We start from the raw sequence: 15,812 nt of genomic DNA on the forward strand, positions 1-15,812 counted from the left end.
CATCTCCACTTGATGCGGGAGCGAGCCGGCTCGCTCCCGCAGGGTTTTGCGTTAGTTCTCGGGTTGTGTGGGGGCCAGATCCGCCGCATCTTCACTGCGATGCAACGCCACCTGACGGATCGACAAACGAATCTCCGCCGGCAATACCCGTTTCGCCGCGCCTTCGGCCAGTTCACCGAGCAGTTCGTGATAGCTCAACTTGCCCGCTTCGTCGCGCTTGAGCACGTCGAGGTCGAGCATCGTCTGGATGAAGTGGCGGAACAGGCTCTTGTCGAAAAATTCCGGTGCGTTCAGGCCATGCAGGATCGACAGGCGCTGGGCCATGACGGTGCAGAGGTCTTCCAGTTCTTCGGCGCTGATGCTGTTCTGGCCGCTGTTGAGCAGCAGGGAAACCGTCATGTAGAAGCGCTGCAAGGTCTGGGCGATGCTCTTCGACAGCAGCGTCAGCAGCACGAAATGTCGCGAACTTGGCGCCGGGCGCAGATAAACGTCGTTCTCGAAACGCAACAGGCCTTGCTCGACGAACGCTTCGAGCCATTGATCAATCACAGCATCCAGTTCGTCCAGCGACCAGCGAATGAACAGCTCCGATTGCAGGTACGGATACAGCGCGCGGGTGTAGCGCAGGATCTGCTCACGGCTCATGCGCGACGCGCTCTGGAAGAAACTCGCGAGCAACGACGGCAACGCGAAAATGTGCAGCACGTTGTTGCGGTAGTAGGTCATCAGGACGGCGTTCTGCTCGTCCAGGTACAGAATTTTGCCCAGCGCATCGCTCTGCTCGGACAACAGGTCCATGTCCTTCACATGCTCGATCAACGCGCGCCCGTCACCTTCCGGCAGCGTGGTGTGTGGCGAGTACGGAACCTTGCGCAACAGCGCCAGATACAGATCGAGCACCCGCGCCATGGCCCGATCATCCAGCGCGAGGCGGCTGGTGGACAGCAATGCCAACGCCACGAGGTTGACCGGGTTGATCGCCGCCGCTTCGTTCAGGTGCTGCGCGACTTTCTCGCCGAGGCGGTTGGTGGTTTCGTTGAGCCACGCCGGTTTGAACTGCGGGCCGAGTTCCTGTTGACGCCAGTCCGGCTGCTCGCTGTCGAGGAATTCCGCCAGTTTGATCGGCTCGCCGAAGTTCACCGCCACTTGACCGAAGCGCTGCTTGAGCGCGCCGATGACTTTGAAGATGTCGAAGATCGATTCTTTCTTTTTGCTCGCGCCGCGCAGCTCACCGAGGTAAGTCCGGCCTTCAAGCACGCGCTCGTAGCCGATGTAGACCGGCACGAACACGATCGGCATGCGCGACGAACGCAGGAAGCTGCGCAGGGTGATCGCGAGCATCCCGGTTTTCGGTTGCAGCATGCGTCCGGTGCGCGAGCGGCCGCCCTCTACGAAGTACTCGACCGGAAAGCCTTTGGTGAACAGGGTGTGCAGGTATTCGTTGAACACCGAGGTGTACAGCGGGTTGCCCTTGAATGTGCGGCGCATGAAGAACGCGCCGCCACGGCGCAGCAGGCTGCCGATCACCGGCATGTTGAGGTTGATCCCGGCGGCGATGTGCGGTGGGGTCAGGCCATTGCGGAACAGCAGGTACGAAAGCAGCAGGTAGTCGATGTGGCTGCGATGGCACGGCACGTAGATCACTTCGTGACCTTGGGCGACTTTCTGCACGCCTTCGATGTGGTTGACCTTGATCCCGTCGTAAATCTTGTTCCAGAACCAGCTCAGCACCACTTCCAGAAAGCGAATCGCGGTGTAGGTGTAGTCCGAGGCGATTTCGTTGCCGTAGCGCAGGGCCTGGGCCTTGGCTTTCTCCGGGGAGATGTTTTCGCGCTCGGCTTCATCGAGGATCGCTTGCTTGACCAGCGGCTGATTCAGCAGGCCTTTGACCAGGTTGCGGCGGTGGGAAATGTCCGGGCCGATCACGGCGGCTTTGAGGTTGCGGAAGTGCACCCGCAAGATGCGCTGGGCCATGCGCACGGTGCGCTCGTGGCCCTTGTTGTGGTCGATCAGTTCGCGCAAGTGGATCGGCGCGGAGAACTGCACGCGGGTCTTGCGTCCCAGCACGATGATGCTCAGCAAGCGCCGCAGGCGCCCGGTAACCGCCCAGCTGTCGGCGAACAGCAGTTTCCACGGGCTTGACTCGCTGTCCGGCGACTGGCCCCAGAACACGCTGACCGGAATGATCTGCGCGTCTTCGGCGGCATTCTGACTCAGGGCGCTGACCAGGCGGGTCAGGGTCGGCGGCGCGCCGCGTTTGTCCTGGCGGCCGAGCCAGTCGGGCTCCGGTGTCAGGTAAAAGAACGCGGCGGGTTCCAGCAGGTTGCCGACAGACACCGGCAGCACCGGGCGCGGCAGGCCCGCCTTGCTGCATTCGGTGTCGACCACGGCGAGGTCGGTCAGCGAAGGGTTTTGCAGGACATAGAACACCGGTCGGCTGCGGTCGAGGTTGAGGGTGAACGACGACTGATTGATCGTCTCTGAGCGAACCCAGAGATAGAGCAGTCGGCGCAGGGTGCCAAACACAAGACGGCGGAACGGGGAACGGGTCATACGGCTTCTGCGTGAGTGAATAAAACCGAGCGTTTGCTCGGGCGGTCGATAGTGTGCCGGATTAGGCGAAAATCGGCAAAAAAGCGCCTAAGTAAAGTGAGTTGAGAGTTTTCATGCCTGTCATATACTCGGCGAGCCCGCACTGGCCAGACAGTGGCACCGATCAGTGCAAGCAATGTTCCCGAGGCTTTCCTGCGAAAAGCCCGATCAATAATAAAAAAGGAGTATGAACAGATGGCAACGCGCGAAACCGGCAATGTGAAGTGGTTCAACGACGCCAAGGGTTATGGCTTTATTCAACGCGAAGACGGGGTGGACGTGTTCGTGCACTACCGCGCGATTCGCGGCGAAGGGCACCGCTCGCTGGCTGAAGGTCAGCAGGTTGAATATGCCGTGGTGACCGGCGAGAAAGGCTTGCAGGCTGAGGATGTGGTGGGGCTGTAAACCCACTCTTCAGAACACCAAAGACCACTGTGGGAGCGAGCTTGCTCGCGATTGCGGTGTGTCAGCCACAGTTGATGTCGACTGACACGCCCCCATCGCGAGCAAGCTCGCTCCCACAGGTTTTGTGTACTGTTTTAAGCGGTTTTCCAGGTGATCTCTTCTTCGCCATCGGCACTGATGCGCATCCAGCGATCCGCTGTCTCTTCACCTTCTTCCTCGACCCAACTGCCCGGCGCACAACGCACTTCGACGTTCAGCGCGGCAAACGCGGCGCGGGCGCAGGCGATGTCGTCTTCCCACGGGGTCTGGTCGCTTTCCAGGTACAAGCTGTTCCATTTTCCTACAGCTTTCGGCAGCCAGGTCACCGGCACGCTACCGGCCTTGCACTTGTAGGTCTGACCTTTCTGAACCCAGTCGGTGCACGGGCCCAAAGCTTCGCCGAGCCACGTGGCAACGGCCTTGTAGTCGACGTCGGCGTCTTTCAGGTAAATCTCGATATCGGGTTGGCGCATGGATGTCCTCACTGCGGGTCTGAAAAATCCATTCGCGGATTTAGCCGGCCTCAAGCTGTTGCTCAAGACCAAAAATTAAGATTGAAGAACAAAGTAATCGTAGCGCATCGAAACGGTGACCTCGAACGGCTCGGCCTGCTCGATGACCGCTGTCCGGCGTTCGGCACTGGCGCGCCAGCCGTGGGGTGTCATGGCCAACAGGTTGGCGCGATCCTGACCATTTGAAAGCGTCAGTTTGAACTCCAGGGTTTCACTGTGTTGCAGCGCCATGCCTTCCGGCACCAAGGCCAGATGCTTGTCGTCGGTGTACTCGCGCACTTCATCGTAGAGCCGTTCGCGCAATTCCATCAGATGGCCGCTGGTCGGCCCGACTTTCATCAAGCCGCCGCCGGGGCTGAGCAAGCGCTTGGCTTCTTCCCAGTCCAGCGGACTGAAGACGCTGGCAAGAAACTGGCAACTGCCAGACGCCAACGGCACCCGCGCCATGCTGGCGATCAACCAGGTCAGCTGCGGGTTGCGTTTGCAGGCGCGTTTGACCGCTTCCCGGGAGATGTCCAGCGCGTAACCGTCAGCGTTGGGCAGGGCCTCGGCGATTTGCGCGGTGTAGTAACCCTCGCCACAACCGATGTCGAGCCAGCGCTGCGGCGCGTATTGCGCTGCCAGTTCTGCCAGTCGCTTGGCCACCGGCGCATAGTGGCCGGCGTTCAGGAAATCGCGACGGGCTTCGACCATCGCCAGGTTATCCCCAGGGTCGCGGCTGTTTTTGTGCTGCACCGGCAACAGGTTCAGGTAACCCTGGCGCGCGCGGTCAAAACGATGCCCGGCGGGGCAGGCCACGCCGTTGTCCACCGCGTTCAGCGGTTCGCTGCAGATCGGGCAGGCGAGCATCAGGCGAGCAACTTGATCAGGGTCTGGTAGTAGATTTCGGTCAGCACATCGAGGTCGGCGGCCAGTACGCGTTCATTGACCTGGTGGATCGTCGCGTTGACCGGGCCCAGTTCAACCACTTGTGTGCCCATGGTCGCGATGAAGCGGCCGTCGGAGGTGCCACCGCTGGTGGACGCCTTGGTGTCGCGCCCCGTGATGTCCTTGATGCTCGACGCCACGGCATCCAGCAACGCGCCCGGTTCGGTGAGGAACGGCAGGCCGGACAGCGCCCAGTCGATATGCCAGTCCAGGCCATGCTTGTCGAGGATGTCGGCAACGCGCTTCTGCAAGCCTTCGACGGTGGATTCGGTGGAGAAGCGGAAGTTGAACACCGCCACCAGATCACCCGGGATCACGTTGGTCGCGCCGGTACCGGAATTCACGTTGGAAATCTGGAAACTGGTCGGCGGGAAGAAATCGTTGCCATGGTCCCAGTGCTCGGCGGCCAGTTCGGCCAGCGCCGGGGCGGCGAGGTGGATCGGGTTCTTGGCCAGGTGCGGATAGGCCACGTGACCCTGCACACCGTGTACGGTCAGTTTGGCGCCAAGGGAACCGCGACGGCCGTTCTTGACCACGTCACCCACCAGCGTGGTGCTCGACGGTTCGCCGACGATGCACCAGTCCAGACGTTCCTTTCGCGCTGCAAGGCGCTCGACGACCGCCTTGGTGCCGTGATGCGCCGGGCCCTCTTCATCGCTGGTGATCAGGAACGCGACCTTGCCCTTGTGATCCGGGTAGTCGGCGACGAAACGCTCGGCTGCCACGGTCATGGAGGCGAGGCTGCCTTTCATGTCCGCCGCGCCACGGCCGCAGAGCATGCCGTGTTCGTCGATCAGCGCGTTGAACGGGTCGATCTGCCAGGCCGTTACCGGGCCGGTCGGGACCACGTCGGTGTGACCGGCGAAGCACAGCACCGGGCCATCGTGTTTACCGTGGGTGGCCCAGAAGTTATCCACATCTTCGATGCGCATCGGTTCCAGGGTGAAACCGGCATCGCCCAGGCGCTGCATCATCTGCTTCTGGCAATCGGCGTCCAGCGGCGTCACGGACGGACGGCGGATCAGGTCGATGGCGAGTTGAAGGGTCGGCGAAAGGTCGGCGTGGGCCGTCATGGAAAAACTCCGGAGATCATGAATGTGGGCGCGGACTAAATGTGGGAGCCAGCCTGCTGGCGATGGCGGTGTGGCAGTCAACATAAATGGTGATTGTTACATTGCCATCGCCGGCAAGCCGGTCTCGCTCCCACAGGGATGGATATCACGCCAAGCCCTGCAAAATGGCGGTTATCTTAAAGCAAAACGGCGGCCATTGGCCGCCGTTTAGTGCATCTGCAAAGATTTAGACTGCCGGTGCCGTTTCGGCTTCGACTGCCGGTTTCGGCAGCGAAGACAGGAACGCCATGATCAGTGCTGCCAGGTACGGCAGCGACTGCACCAGCAACATGATCACCCAGAAGCGCATGTCGTTGCTCGGCAGCCCGTTCACCAGGAAGATCCCCAGCGCCGCGCCCCACAACAGCAACATGATGAACACCTCTTCACGCGCCTCCGAAATCGCCACCCAGAAGCCGTGGTTATCGGCGTTTTTCGGCGTCCGGAAGAACGGAATGCTGCTGGTGAAGAAGCCGTACAACACCGCTTTGGCGATGGTGTGCGACAACGCCAGCCCGGCCAGTGCGGCGCAGAATGCATCTTTGAGGTTCACGCCAACGGCGCGACGGTAAAGGAAGATGATCTTGCCGACCTTGAACACGAACAGCGCCAATGGCGGGATCGCGAAAATCAGCAACGGTGGATCGACACGCTGCGGCACGATGATCATCGCCGCCGACCACAACAGCGCGCCGACGGTGAAGAAGATGTTCATGCCATCCGCCACCCACGGCAACCAGCCCGCGAGGAAGTGGTAGCGCTGGCCACGGGTCAGCTCGGTGTCCTTGCCGCGCAGCAAACTGGCGGTGTGACGCTTGATGATCTGAATCGCACCGTAGGCCCAGCGGAAACGCTGTTTCTTGAAGTCGATAAAGGTATCCGGCATCAGGCCTTTGCCGTAGCTGGTGTGGTAATACGCCGCCGACAAACCTTTCTCGAACACGCGCAGACCCAGTTCGGCGTCTTCACAGATGCACCAGTCGGCCCAGCCCAGCTCCTCGAGCACCGAGCGCCGGGTCATGGTCATGGTGCCGTGCTGGATGATCGCGTCGCGGTCATTACGGGTGACCATACCGATGTGGAAGAAGCCTTTGTATTCCGCATAGCAGAGCTTCTTGAAGGTGCTTTCGTTCTGGTCGCGGTAATCCTGCGGCGACTGCACCACAGCGATTTTCGGATCGGCGAAGTGCGGCACCATGTGTTTGAGCCAGTTCGGGTCGACGCAGTAATCCGAATCGATCACCGCAATCACTTCGGCATCCTTGGCGGTATGCGGAATCAGGTAATTCAGCGCGCCGCCCTTGAAACCGGCCAGCGGTGCGACGTGGAAGAACTTGAAGCGCGGGCCGAGGGTTGCGCAGTAATCGCGCACCGGTTCCCAGACAGCCGGGTCCTTGGTGTTGTTGTCGATGATCAGGACTTCGAAGTCCGGATAGTCTAGGTTGGCCAAGGCGTTGAGGGTCTGTTTGACCATCTCTGGCGGCTCGTTGTAGCAAGGGACGTGAATCGAGACTTTTGGCCTGTAGTCCGAATCGCCCACCACCGGCAGGAATTCGCGCCGGCGTTTGTGGGTCCAGACCGCTTCGGCCAGTTCATGCGCCTCGGTCAGCAGAACGATAAACACCCCGAGCGCGCCGAGTGCGAGGAGAAATCCTACGGTCAGGCTGAACCAAGTGCTGTATTGCTGGCTGTAGTCGTAACCGATCCACACCAGCACCGAACCGCAGAGGAACGCGATAAAGGTCAGGAAGGTGCGGCCACGTTGACGCAGGGCCGAGCCGTCGATCATCAGCAAGGTCAGGGACAGCAAGGCCAGCACTGCGGAACCGATGGCCAGCACGCGCCATTGCGGAATCGCGACCACCGGGCCTTCGAAGTTGAATTTCTGCTGCCGCGCGGCGTTGAACACGCCCCAATACGCACCTACCGAGCCTTCGTCACTGGCCTTCCACGGTTGGTCAAACGCTTCGATCACGAAGTAGTTGAAGCCCTGACGGTTGAGCTTGTTCACCAGCGTGCGCAGGTAGATCGCCTGATCCGCCGGGCTCGCATCGGTGCCGCCACGCATGCGGCCGTTGCTCGGCCAGCCAACCTCAGAGAGCAGCAGCGGTTTTTTCGGGAACATCTTTTTAAGGTCGCGGGCGCGGTCGAGGACGAATTGACCGGCCTTGTCCACCGGGACGTATTCCCAGTAAGGCAGGACGTGCGCGGCAATCAGGTCGACGTGCTTGGCCAGTTCCGGATGCTCTTCCCAGACGTGCCACTGCTCGGACGTGGTGACCGGCACCTTCACGGCGGCACGGACGCGATCAAGGATCACACTCAGTTCCGCTGCGGTAATTTCCTTACGGAAAATCGCCTCGTTGCCTACAACCACGCGAACCACGCTGCGGGAGGAGTTGGCGATTTCGATGGCCCGGGTGATTTCCCGCTCGTTGCGTTCCAGGTCCGGGCTGATCCAGATGCCGAGGGTGACCCGCAGGCCGAACTCTTCAGCCAGCTTGGGAATGTCGCCCAGGGTGCCATCGACCGAGTACGTACGGATGTTGTCCGTCAGCTTGCTCATGATCTCCAGATCGCGGCGCATTTGATCGTCGGTCGGGTACTGCTCTTTCTGCGGGTACTGGCCTTGCTGGAACGGCGAGTACGAGAAGCCGGAGATCTGTTCTGGCCAGTTCGGGGCGGTGACCGGGCGATTGATCAGCGCCCAGAAGCCGGTAAACAAGGCTGCGATGGCGAGCACCACAACCAGGTTGAGTCCAAATTTACGCGATGACATAGCTATTTCGGGTTCCAAAGGCTGTGGAACGAAGGAACGGTCGGCATGGTGCCAAGGGGCGCGCATCCTACACCGTGCTTTCACTGAGCGTACAGCGGACAGGGAAAAGCCTGACGTTGGGCAATCCGGTTTCACATAAGTTCTTACACTTGTAACTGGAAACTTAAAACTTGCCGCTTTGTAGCCCTATAATGCGCGCCGGTTTTTGGGGTATTGGTCATGAGCACAGAAGATCCGCGGTTTGCAGGCATCGCCCGTTTGTATGGCATCGAAGGGCTTGAGCGCTTGCGCGCGGCCCACGTGGCGATTGTCGGCATCGGCGGTGTCGGCTCCTGGGCGGCGGAAGCCATCGCCCGGTGTGGTGTCGGCGAGATTTCGCTGTTCGACCTCGACGACGTCTGCGTCAGCAACGCCAACCGTCAGTTGCATGCGCTGGACAGCACCGTAGGCAAACCCAAGGTCGAGGTGATGGCCGAACGCCTGCGCGGGATCAACCCGGATTGCACGGTGCACGCGGTGGCAGATTTCGTCACCCGCGACACCATGGCCGAATACATCACGCCGAACATCGATTGCGTGATCGACTGCATCGACAGCGTCAACGCGAAAGCGGCGCTGATTGCCTGGTGCAAGCGCCGCAAGATCCAGATCATCACCACCGGCGGTGCGGGCGGGCAGATTGACCCGACGCTGATTCAGGTCTGCGACCTGAACCGCACGTTCAACGATCCGTTGGCTTCGAAAGTGCGCTCGACCCTGCGCCGCGATTACAACTTCTCGCGCACCGTGACCCGTCATTACAGCGTGCCGTGCGTGTTTTCCACCGAGCAACTGCGCTATCCGAAACCGGATGGCAGCATTTGCCTGCAGAAGAGTTTTGTCGGGGATGGCGTGAAACTGGACTGCGCCGGCGGGTTTGGTGCGGTGATGATGGTGACGGCGACGTTTGGCATGGTCGCGGCGACCAAGGCTGTGGATAAGATTGTGGCGGGTGTGCGGCGCCCTGCGGACCGGGTTAAACCTCAAGTTTGAGATTGCGAGTGATGGCCCCTTCGCGAGCGGGCTCGCTCCCATGTTATTGGAATGCGTTCCCCTGTGGGAGCGAGCCTGCTCGCGAAGGCGATTAACCCGCCAACTCATTCATTCGCTGGAGCACGGCGTTGAGGCCGTTACTGCGTGAAGGCGACAGTTGCCGACTCAATCCAAGCTGATTGAACCACTCCGGCAAATCCACCTGCCGCAACTCAACCGCCGACAGCCCGTTAACCCGCGCCAGCAGCAACGCCACCAACCCACGAATCAACCGTGCATCACTGCTCGCCGAAAACTGCCAATGAGCGTTTTCCAGCGAGCCCACCAACCACACCTGACTTTCACAGCCATGCACGCGGTTGGCATCCACCTTGTCCACATCGCTCAACACGGGCAGACGGTCGCCCCATTGCATCAGCAGTCGCGCCCGTTGTTCCCAGCCAGCGGCAGCCTGAAAGGTTTCGAGTGCCGTGACGGCATCAGCGGGCAAGTTCATCGCAACAACTCCAACGCTTGATCCAGCGCTTCAAAGAACCGCTCCAGATCCTCGGAATCGTTGTAAAGCGCCAACGACACCCTAATCGCCCCGGCCAGTTCAAAGCTTTTCAGCAGCGGCATGGCGCAATGATGCCCGGCGCGCACCGCGATGCCTTGTTCCGTCAGCAAATGCGCCAGATCAGCGTTATGCACACCCTCGACGATAAAACTCGCCAGCGCCAGTTGCGGTTTGCCCAGCAGCCGAATGCCGTTGCGCGCTTCCAGGCCTTTCAACAAATAGTCATGCAGGGCGGCTTCATGAGCCGAGACCGCGTCCTGATCGAGGCCAGCGAGGTAATCCAGCGTCGCCCCAAGACCAATCACGCTGGAGATCGGCGGTGTACCGGCCTCAAACCCCAGTGGCGCGGGGCGAAAGCGTGCGTGCTGGTAATCTGCGTCCAGCACCATTTCGCCGCCGAACTGCCAATGGCGCAGTTGCTTGAGCGCCTCATGACGGCCGAACAACACCCCCAGGCCATCGGGGCCATAGAGCTTGTGGCTGGAAAACACATAAAAGTCGCAACCCAGCACTTGTACGTCGTGTCGGCCATGCACCACACCTTGGGCGCCATCGACCACGGTCAATGCGCTGTGTGCCTTGGCCATCGCCAGCAAGGCGGGCAGTGGCTGCCAGGCACCCAGTACGTTGGACAACTGACTGACTGCCAGCAAGCGAGTCTGCGGGCCGATCAGCGACGCAGCGGCATCGAGGTCAATCAAGCCGTCGACATCCAGCGGCAGGACCACCAGGTTCAACTCGCGACGGTGGGCCAGTTGCTGCCATGGCAGCAGGTTGGCGTGATGCTCCAGAGCGCTGATGACAATTTCGTCGCCCGGATTGAACAGGTGTTCCAGGCCATAGGCCAGGAGGTTCAGCGCGGAGGTGGCGCCGTGGGTAAAGATAATCTGCCCGCAATCACCGGCATTCAGCCAGTGGGCGGCTTTGCGGCGGCTGTCCTCGAACGCCTGGGTGGCATGCGCGCCGGGCAAGTGTTGTGCCCGATGCACGTTGGCTGCGCCATTGGCGTAGTAATGCGCCAGGGCATCCAGCAGGGCTTGAGGTTTTTGTGTGGTGGCGGCGTTGTCCAGATAGGTCTGGTCTTGCCGTTGCAGAGCGGCGATGGCCGGAAAATCGGCGCGCCAGGGAGAAGGAATCATCATGGTGTTCGGCCCTGGTCAACATGGGCGGATATGCGCCTGACCTTGTGGGAGCGGGCTTGCCCGCGAAGCTTTTGGCGGCCTCAAGGACCCCTTCGCGGGCAAGCCCGCTCCCACAGGTTCAGTTTCGTTGCCCGTGACGCTTAGTTGTGAGCGTGCAGCGCTTCGTTCAGTTCGATGGCCGACTTGTGGGTTTTGCATTCCACGGCACCGGTTTCCGAATTGCGACGGAACAGCAGGTCAGGTTGACCGGCCAGTTCACGGGCCTTCACGACCTTGACCAGCTTGTTGTTCTCGTCCAGCAGCGCCACTTTGGTGCCGGCGGTCACGTACAGGCCCGACTCAACGGTGTTGCGGTCGCCCAACGGGATACCGATACCGGCGTTGGCGCCGATCAGGCAGCCTTCGCCGACCTTGATCACAATGTTGCCGCCGCCCGACAGGGTGCCCATGGTCGAGCAACCGCCGCCCAGGTCCGAACCCTTGCCGACGAACACGCCAGCGGAAACGCGGCCTTCGATCATGCCCGGGCCTTCGGTGCCAGCGTTGAAGTTGACGAAACCTTCGTGCATCACGGTGGTGCCTTCGCCGACGTAAGCGCCCAGACGGATACGCGCTGCGTCAGCGATACGTACGCCGGCCGGCACGACGTAGTCGGTCATTTTCGGGAATTTGTCGACCGAGAACACTTCCAGCAGCTCGCCGCGCAGACGGGCTTCCAGTTGATGTTCGGCCAGTTCGGCCAGGTCGATCGCGCCCTGGCTGGTCCACGCGACGTTCGGCAGCAGCGGGAACACGCCCGCCAGGTTCAGGCCGTGCGGCTTGACCAGGCGGTGGGACAGCAAATGCAGCTTGAGGTAAGCCTCAGGCGTGGAAGTCAGCGGCGCATCTTCGGCCAGAATGGTTGCGACCAGCGGCTTGTGGCTCTCGGCCAGACGGGTCAGCAGGGCGGCCTGGGCTGCGTCGACACCTTTGAGTGCTTCAGCCAGTTGCGACGCCTGGGCAGTGCTGAACGCGATGGCCTGATTGCCTTCGGTGTAACCCAGAACCGGCGCGATGGCTGCAATCAGATCGGCCGACGGGTTGAGCAGCGGCTGTGCGTAGAACACTTCGAGCCATGCGCCCTGACGGTTTTGAGTGCCGACACCAAAGGCCAGGCTGAATACGGAAGTGGACATGTAAATACCTCTAACAAAATTGAACGGGCTGGCTTACTTGAGCGCTGCCGCGTAGATATCTGGCTTGAAGCCAATCAGGGTTCGGTCACCGAGATCAAGCACCGGGCGCTTGATCATCGAGGGTTGTGCGAGCATCAGTTCGATGGCTTTACGCTGGTCGAGATCGGCTTTGCGTTCGTCGTCGAGCTTGCGAAAGGTCGTGCCTGCACGGTTCAATACCACTTGCCAGCCGTGCTCGTCGCACCATTGGGTCAGGTGTTCGCGGTCGATTCCGGCCGTTTTGTAATCATGAAAGTCGTAGCGGACAGCGTGTTCATCGAGCCAGGTGCGCGCCTTTTTCATGGTGTCGCAGGCTTTGATGCCGAAAAGGTGCAACGTTTTGCTTGAATCGGTCAAGGAATTGCCCCCTTTGCAGGTGCTGGAAAAAAAAGGTGAAGGATTATGCCATGACCAGACGGTTTCGCGTCGGCCTTGGTTGTTTCGTCACTCTGTAGGAGGGCGGTTTCCAGGCGATGCGACATTGGTGCAGCGGTCAACCAGTAGGGTAAGCGGCTAATATGGCACTTCGATGCTGTCGATTGCCGGGGAACCGAGCTTTATGCAAACCGCCTACACCGTCCTGATCCTGTTGATGCTGGTCAGCGTTTCGCGCCTGGTCGGACGGGTGATCCCGTTGCCATTGCCGCTGGTGCAAATCGGTGCCGGCGCGTTGCTGGCCTGGCCGACGCTCGGGTTGCACGTCGCACTGGACCCGGAGTTGTTTCTGTTTTTGTTCCTGCCGCCGTTGCTGTTCTCCGACGGCTGGCGTATGCCCAAGCGCGAATTTTGGCGGTTGCGTGGGCCGATCCTGACCCTGGCGGTCGGTTTGGTGCTGTTTACCGTCGTCGGTGCGGGTTACTTCATCCATTGGTTGTTGCCGAGCATTCCGCTGCCGGTGGCTTTTGCTCTGGCGGCGGTGTTGTCGCCAACGGACGCCGTGGCCGTCTCGGCGATTTCGCAGAACCGCTTGCCGACGCCGCTGATGCACATGCTGCAAGGCGAGGCGTTGATGAATGACGCCTCGGGTCTGGTGACGTTCAAGTTCGCCCTGGCAGCAGCGGTGACCGGCGTGTTCTCCCTGGCCAACGCCAGCGTGACGTTTGTGTTGGTGGCGGTCGGCGGCCTCGCTGTCGGTGTGGCCCTTAGCTGGTTGGTCGGGCGTTTGCGCTCATGGATGATCGCCCGAGGCTGGGACGATCCGGCGACGCACGTTGTCTTCATGTTGCTGCTGCCGTTTGCGGCTTACGTGCTGGCCGAACGACTTGGCGCATCAGGCATTTTGTCTGCCGTGGCGGCGGGGATGATGCAGAGCTGGCTCGATCTGCTGCCGCGCCAGACCAGCACCCGACTGCTCAATCGCAGCGTCTGGTCGTTGCTGGAGTTTGCGTTCAACGGCCTGATTTTCCTGCTGCTGGGACTGCAGTTGCCGGACATCATCAAAGCGGTAGCCAGTCACGAAACGTCTTTGTGGCCGACGCTTCTGTATCGCTGCCTCGACGTGATCGCGATTTTCCTGGTCCTGTTGGTGTTGAGGTTTGTGTGGGTGCAGAGCATCTGGCGGTTGTCGGGGTTGCTGCGCCGCTGGCGGGGTAAAGGCGAAATGACCCAAGTACCCACGGCGCGCTCCTGCTGGTTGCTGACAGTCGGCGGCGTACGTGGGGCGGTGACGCTGGCGGGCGTGCTGTCGGTGCCGATGCTGATGGGCGGCGAGCCGTTTCCCGAGCGCGATCTGCTGATATTCATCGCCGCCGGGGTCATTCTTCTTTCGTTGATTGCCGCGTGCATTGCGTTGCCCCTGTTGCTGCGCGGCATCGAAAAAAGCCCTGACGACAAACGTCGCAGCGAAGTGCGCGATGCCTGGCGCAAGACCGCCGAAGCGGCCATTCACGCGCTCGAAGCCGAAGAGGCCAACCCTCAGGATGCGGCGCAGGCGGCGCTCGCCACCGAGCTCAAGGCGCGAATCATGTCCGAGTATCGCCATCAGTTGGAGGTGTTCAACGACTCGGCGGAGGCTCAGGCGCTGGCGTTTCAGATGGATTTGCTGGAGCGGCGTCTGCGATTGAAGGCTCTGCGAGCGCAGCGCCTGGAGCTGTACAAGCTCAGTCGTCATCACCAGATCGGTGATGACGTGTTGCGCGAAGTGCTGGGGGAACTGGATTTAAGCGAGGCCAATCTCGGCCAAGTGAAATAACCCCGCCGTTGCAGGTCTGCGTTTACTGGCGGCGCTGGATAAAGGCACGAATGCGTTCGGCCGCTTCCACGCACTCCGCCAAGGGGGCGACCAGCGCCAGACGCACTCGGCCCGCACCCGGATTGGCGCCGTCGACCTCACGGGACAGATAAGAGCCCGGCACCACTGTCACATGCTCTTCCTTGAACAGATCCCGGCAGAAAGCCTCGTCATCACCGGCAACGTTCGGCCACAGGTAAAAACCGCCATCCGGGCGCTGCACGTCCATGACCGGGCTGAGGATTTCCAGCACCGCATCATATTTTTCGCGGTACAGATCACGGTTGGCGCGCACGTGTACTTCGTCATTCCACGCGGCAACGCTGGCCAGTTGGGTCTGAACCGGCATCGCGCAGCCGTGGTAAGTGCGGTAGAGCAGGAAGCCCTTGAGAATGTCGGCGTCACCGGCCACAAATCCCGAACGCAGGCCCGGCAGGTTGGAGCGTTTGGACAGGCTGTGGAACACGACGCAGCGCTTGAAGTCTTTGCGACCCAGTTCCACGCAGGCGCTGAGCAGACCGGGCGGCGGGGTTTGTTCGTCGAAGTAGAGTTCGCTGTAGCACTCGTCCGCCGCGATCACGAAGTCGTATTCGTCGGCCAGGGCGATCAGCTTTTTCAGTGTCTCGACCGGGATCAGCGCGCCGGTCGGGTTGCCCGGCGAGCACAGGAAGAGGATCTGGCAACGTTTCCAGATGTCCGGCGCAACGGCATCGAAATCCGGGTTGAAGCCGTTTTCGTCCAGGCATGGCAGGTAATGCGGCTTGGCCCCGGCGAGGAACGCGGCACCTTCATAGATCTGATAGAACGGGTTAGGGCTGACCACCAGGGCGTCATCGCCACGGTTGACCACGGTCTGGGTGAATGCGAACAGCGCTTCGCGGGTGCCATTGACCGGCAGCACGTTGCGCGCCGGGTCAAGCCAGCCGCTCGGTACGCCGAAACGGCGCTCGCACCACGCGGCGATGGCTTCGCGCAGCGCCGGAATGCCGAGGGTGGTTGGATAAACGGCCATCTGATCCAGATTGCTTGCCAGGGCTTCGGCGACAAAGCTTGGTGAACGGTGCTTCGGCTCGCCGATGGACAACGCGATAGCGCGCTTGTCCGGATTTGGCGTGACGCTGCCGAGCAGGGCGCGGAGCTTCTCGAACGGGTAAGGCTGCAATTGGGTCAGGGCGTTGTTCATCGGTAGATCTCGTTCGGTGTGGAGACCTGCCCTTTGCAGGCGCCAGCAAGCCGGCTCCTGCAAAGGACAGATCTCCACAGGGGGAAATT

The 15,812-nt window shown here is 61.0% G+C and carries 13 protein-coding genes; 3 read left to right on the top strand and 10 right to left on the bottom strand.

Going from position 1 to position 15,812, the window contains the following annotated elements:
• Window positions 1-51: 51 nt before the first annotated feature.
• A complete protein-coding gene (gene plsB, locus Q7W83_RS05700) occupies window positions 52-2,553 on the bottom strand; it encodes a glycerol-3-phosphate 1-O-acyltransferase PlsB (RefSeq protein WP_473655774.1) in 2,502 nt (833 codons plus the stop codon).
• Window positions 2,554-2,787: 234 nt separating this feature from the next.
• Between plsB and Q7W83_RS05705 the strand changes: the two genes are divergently transcribed.
• Window positions 2,788-2,997, top strand: coding sequence for a cold-shock protein (locus tag Q7W83_RS05705; protein ID WP_010462862.1), 210 nt, complete (start codon window positions 2,788-2,790; stop codon window positions 2,995-2,997).
• A 134-nt stretch (window positions 2,998-3,131) separates the two neighbouring features.
• On the opposite strand, the gene Q7W83_RS05710 is transcribed toward Q7W83_RS05705, so the two are convergent.
• The 4 genes from Q7W83_RS05710 to Q7W83_RS05725 form a co-directional block, all read right to left on the bottom strand.
• Window positions 3,132-3,509 carry a hypothetical protein gene (locus Q7W83_RS05710; protein ID WP_150630827.1) on the bottom strand — a complete coding sequence of 126 codons (378 nt, stop codon included), beginning with the start codon at window positions 3,507-3,509 and terminating at the stop codon, window positions 3,132-3,134.
• A gap of 75 nt (window positions 3,510-3,584) precedes the next feature.
• Window positions 3,585-4,397, bottom strand: a complete 813-nt coding sequence (locus Q7W83_RS05715) for a putative RNA methyltransferase (RefSeq protein ID WP_150630826.1) — start codon at window positions 4,395-4,397, stop codon at window positions 3,585-3,587.
• On the bottom strand, window positions 4,397-5,548 hold the full coding sequence (gene dapE / locus Q7W83_RS05720; protein ID WP_150630825.1) for a succinyl-diaminopimelate desuccinylase: 1,152 nt from the start codon (window positions 5,546-5,548) through the stop codon (window positions 4,397-4,399). The genes Q7W83_RS05715 and dapE overlap by 1 nt, the downstream gene beginning before the upstream one ends.
• A 226-nt stretch (window positions 5,549-5,774) precedes the next feature.
• On the bottom strand, window positions 5,775-8,366 hold the full coding sequence (locus tag Q7W83_RS05725; RefSeq protein WP_017336690.1) for a glycosyltransferase: 2,592 nt from the start codon (window positions 8,364-8,366) through the stop codon (window positions 5,775-5,777).
• Window positions 8,367-8,585: 219 nt separating this feature from the next.
• Here Q7W83_RS05725 and tcdA point away from each other — a divergent pair, with 219 nt between their 5' ends.
• Window positions 8,586-9,398: a tRNA cyclic N6-threonylcarbamoyladenosine(37) synthase TcdA gene (gene tcdA, locus Q7W83_RS05730; RefSeq protein ID WP_191623655.1), complete on the top strand. Its 813-nt coding sequence runs from the start codon at window positions 8,586-8,588 to the stop codon at window positions 9,396-9,398.
• 91 nt (window positions 9,399-9,489) lie between these two features.
• On the opposite strand, the gene Q7W83_RS05735 is transcribed toward tcdA, so the two are convergent.
• The 4 genes from Q7W83_RS05735 to Q7W83_RS05750 form a co-directional block, all read right to left on the bottom strand.
• Window positions 9,490-9,894 (bottom strand): SufE family protein, encoded by a 405-nt coding sequence (locus tag Q7W83_RS05735; RefSeq protein ID WP_458377823.1) that lies wholly within the window; start codon window positions 9,892-9,894, stop codon window positions 9,490-9,492.
• The gene (locus tag Q7W83_RS05740) at window positions 9,891-11,096 is read right to left on the bottom strand and encodes an aminotransferase class V-fold PLP-dependent enzyme (protein WP_473655775.1); all 1,206 of its coding nucleotides are present in this window, start codon (window positions 11,094-11,096) and stop codon (window positions 9,891-9,893) included. The genes Q7W83_RS05735 and Q7W83_RS05740 overlap by 4 nt, the downstream gene beginning before the upstream one ends.
• A gap of 140 nt (window positions 11,097-11,236) precedes the next feature.
• On the bottom strand, window positions 11,237-12,271 hold the full coding sequence (gene dapD, locus Q7W83_RS05745; protein ID WP_150638906.1) for a 2,3,4,5-tetrahydropyridine-2,6-dicarboxylate N-succinyltransferase: 1,035 nt from the start codon (window positions 12,269-12,271) through the stop codon (window positions 11,237-11,239).
• A 33-nt stretch (window positions 12,272-12,304) separates the two neighbouring features.
• Window positions 12,305-12,667, bottom strand: coding sequence for an ArsC family reductase (locus Q7W83_RS05750; RefSeq protein ID WP_150630820.1), 363 nt, complete (start codon window positions 12,665-12,667; stop codon window positions 12,305-12,307).
• Window positions 12,668-12,869: 202 nt separating this feature from the next.
• On the opposite strand from Q7W83_RS05750, the gene Q7W83_RS05755 reads away from it, so the two are divergent.
• Window positions 12,870-14,501, top strand: a complete 1,632-nt coding sequence (locus Q7W83_RS05755; RefSeq protein WP_473655776.1) for a Na+/H+ antiporter — start codon at window positions 12,870-12,872, stop codon at window positions 14,499-14,501.
• Between the two features lie 22 nt (window positions 14,502-14,523).
• Here Q7W83_RS05755 and dapC read toward each other — a convergent pair whose 3' ends face one another.
• A complete protein-coding gene (dapC, locus tag Q7W83_RS05760) occupies window positions 14,524-15,723 on the bottom strand; it encodes a succinyldiaminopimelate transaminase (protein ID WP_150653690.1) in 1,200 nt (399 codons plus the stop codon).
• Between the last annotated feature and the right edge of the window lie 89 nt (window positions 15,724-15,812).

Source organism: Pseudomonas sp. 300 (assembly GCF_055803035.1).

What these genes read in the sequence shown, in the direction of transcription:
- plsB (WP_473655774.1), bottom strand. Translation starts at nt 2,553, where the DNA reads ATGACCCGTTCCCCGTTCCGCCGTCTTGTGTTTGGCACCCTGCGCCGA.
- Q7W83_RS05705 (WP_010462862.1), top strand. Translation starts at nt 2,788, where the DNA reads ATGGCAACGCGCGAAACCGGCAATGTGAAGTGGTTCAACGACGCCAAG.
- Q7W83_RS05710 (WP_150630827.1), bottom strand. Translation starts at nt 3,509, where the DNA reads ATGCGCCAACCCGATATCGAGATTTACCTGAAAGACGCCGACGTCGAC.
- Q7W83_RS05715 (WP_150630826.1), bottom strand. Translation starts at nt 4,397, where the DNA reads ATGCTCGCCTGCCCGATCTGCAGCGAACCGCTGAACGCGGTGGACAAC.
- dapE (WP_150630825.1), bottom strand. Translation starts at nt 5,548, where the DNA reads ATGACGGCCCACGCCGACCTTTCGCCGACCCTTCAACTCGCCATCGAC.
- Q7W83_RS05725 (WP_017336690.1), bottom strand. Translation starts at nt 8,366, where the DNA reads ATGTCATCGCGTAAATTTGGACTCAACCTGGTTGTGGTGCTCGCCATC.
- tcdA (WP_191623655.1), top strand. Translation starts at nt 8,586, where the DNA reads ATGAGCACAGAAGATCCGCGGTTTGCAGGCATCGCCCGTTTGTATGGC.
- Q7W83_RS05735 (WP_458377823.1), bottom strand. Translation starts at nt 9,894, where the DNA reads ATGAACTTGCCCGCTGATGCCGTCACGGCACTCGAAACCTTTCAGGCT.
- Q7W83_RS05740 (WP_473655775.1), bottom strand. Translation starts at nt 11,096, where the DNA reads ATGATGATTCCTTCTCCCTGGCGCGCCGATTTTCCGGCCATCGCCGCT.
- dapD (WP_150638906.1), bottom strand. Translation starts at nt 12,271, where the DNA reads ATGTCCACTTCCGTATTCAGCCTGGCCTTTGGTGTCGGCACTCAAAAC.
- Q7W83_RS05755 (WP_473655776.1), top strand. Translation starts at nt 12,870, where the DNA reads ATGCAAACCGCCTACACCGTCCTGATCCTGTTGATGCTGGTCAGCGTT.
- dapC (WP_150653690.1), bottom strand. Translation starts at nt 15,723, where the DNA reads ATGAACAACGCCCTGACCCAATTGCAGCCTTACCCGTTCGAGAAGCTC.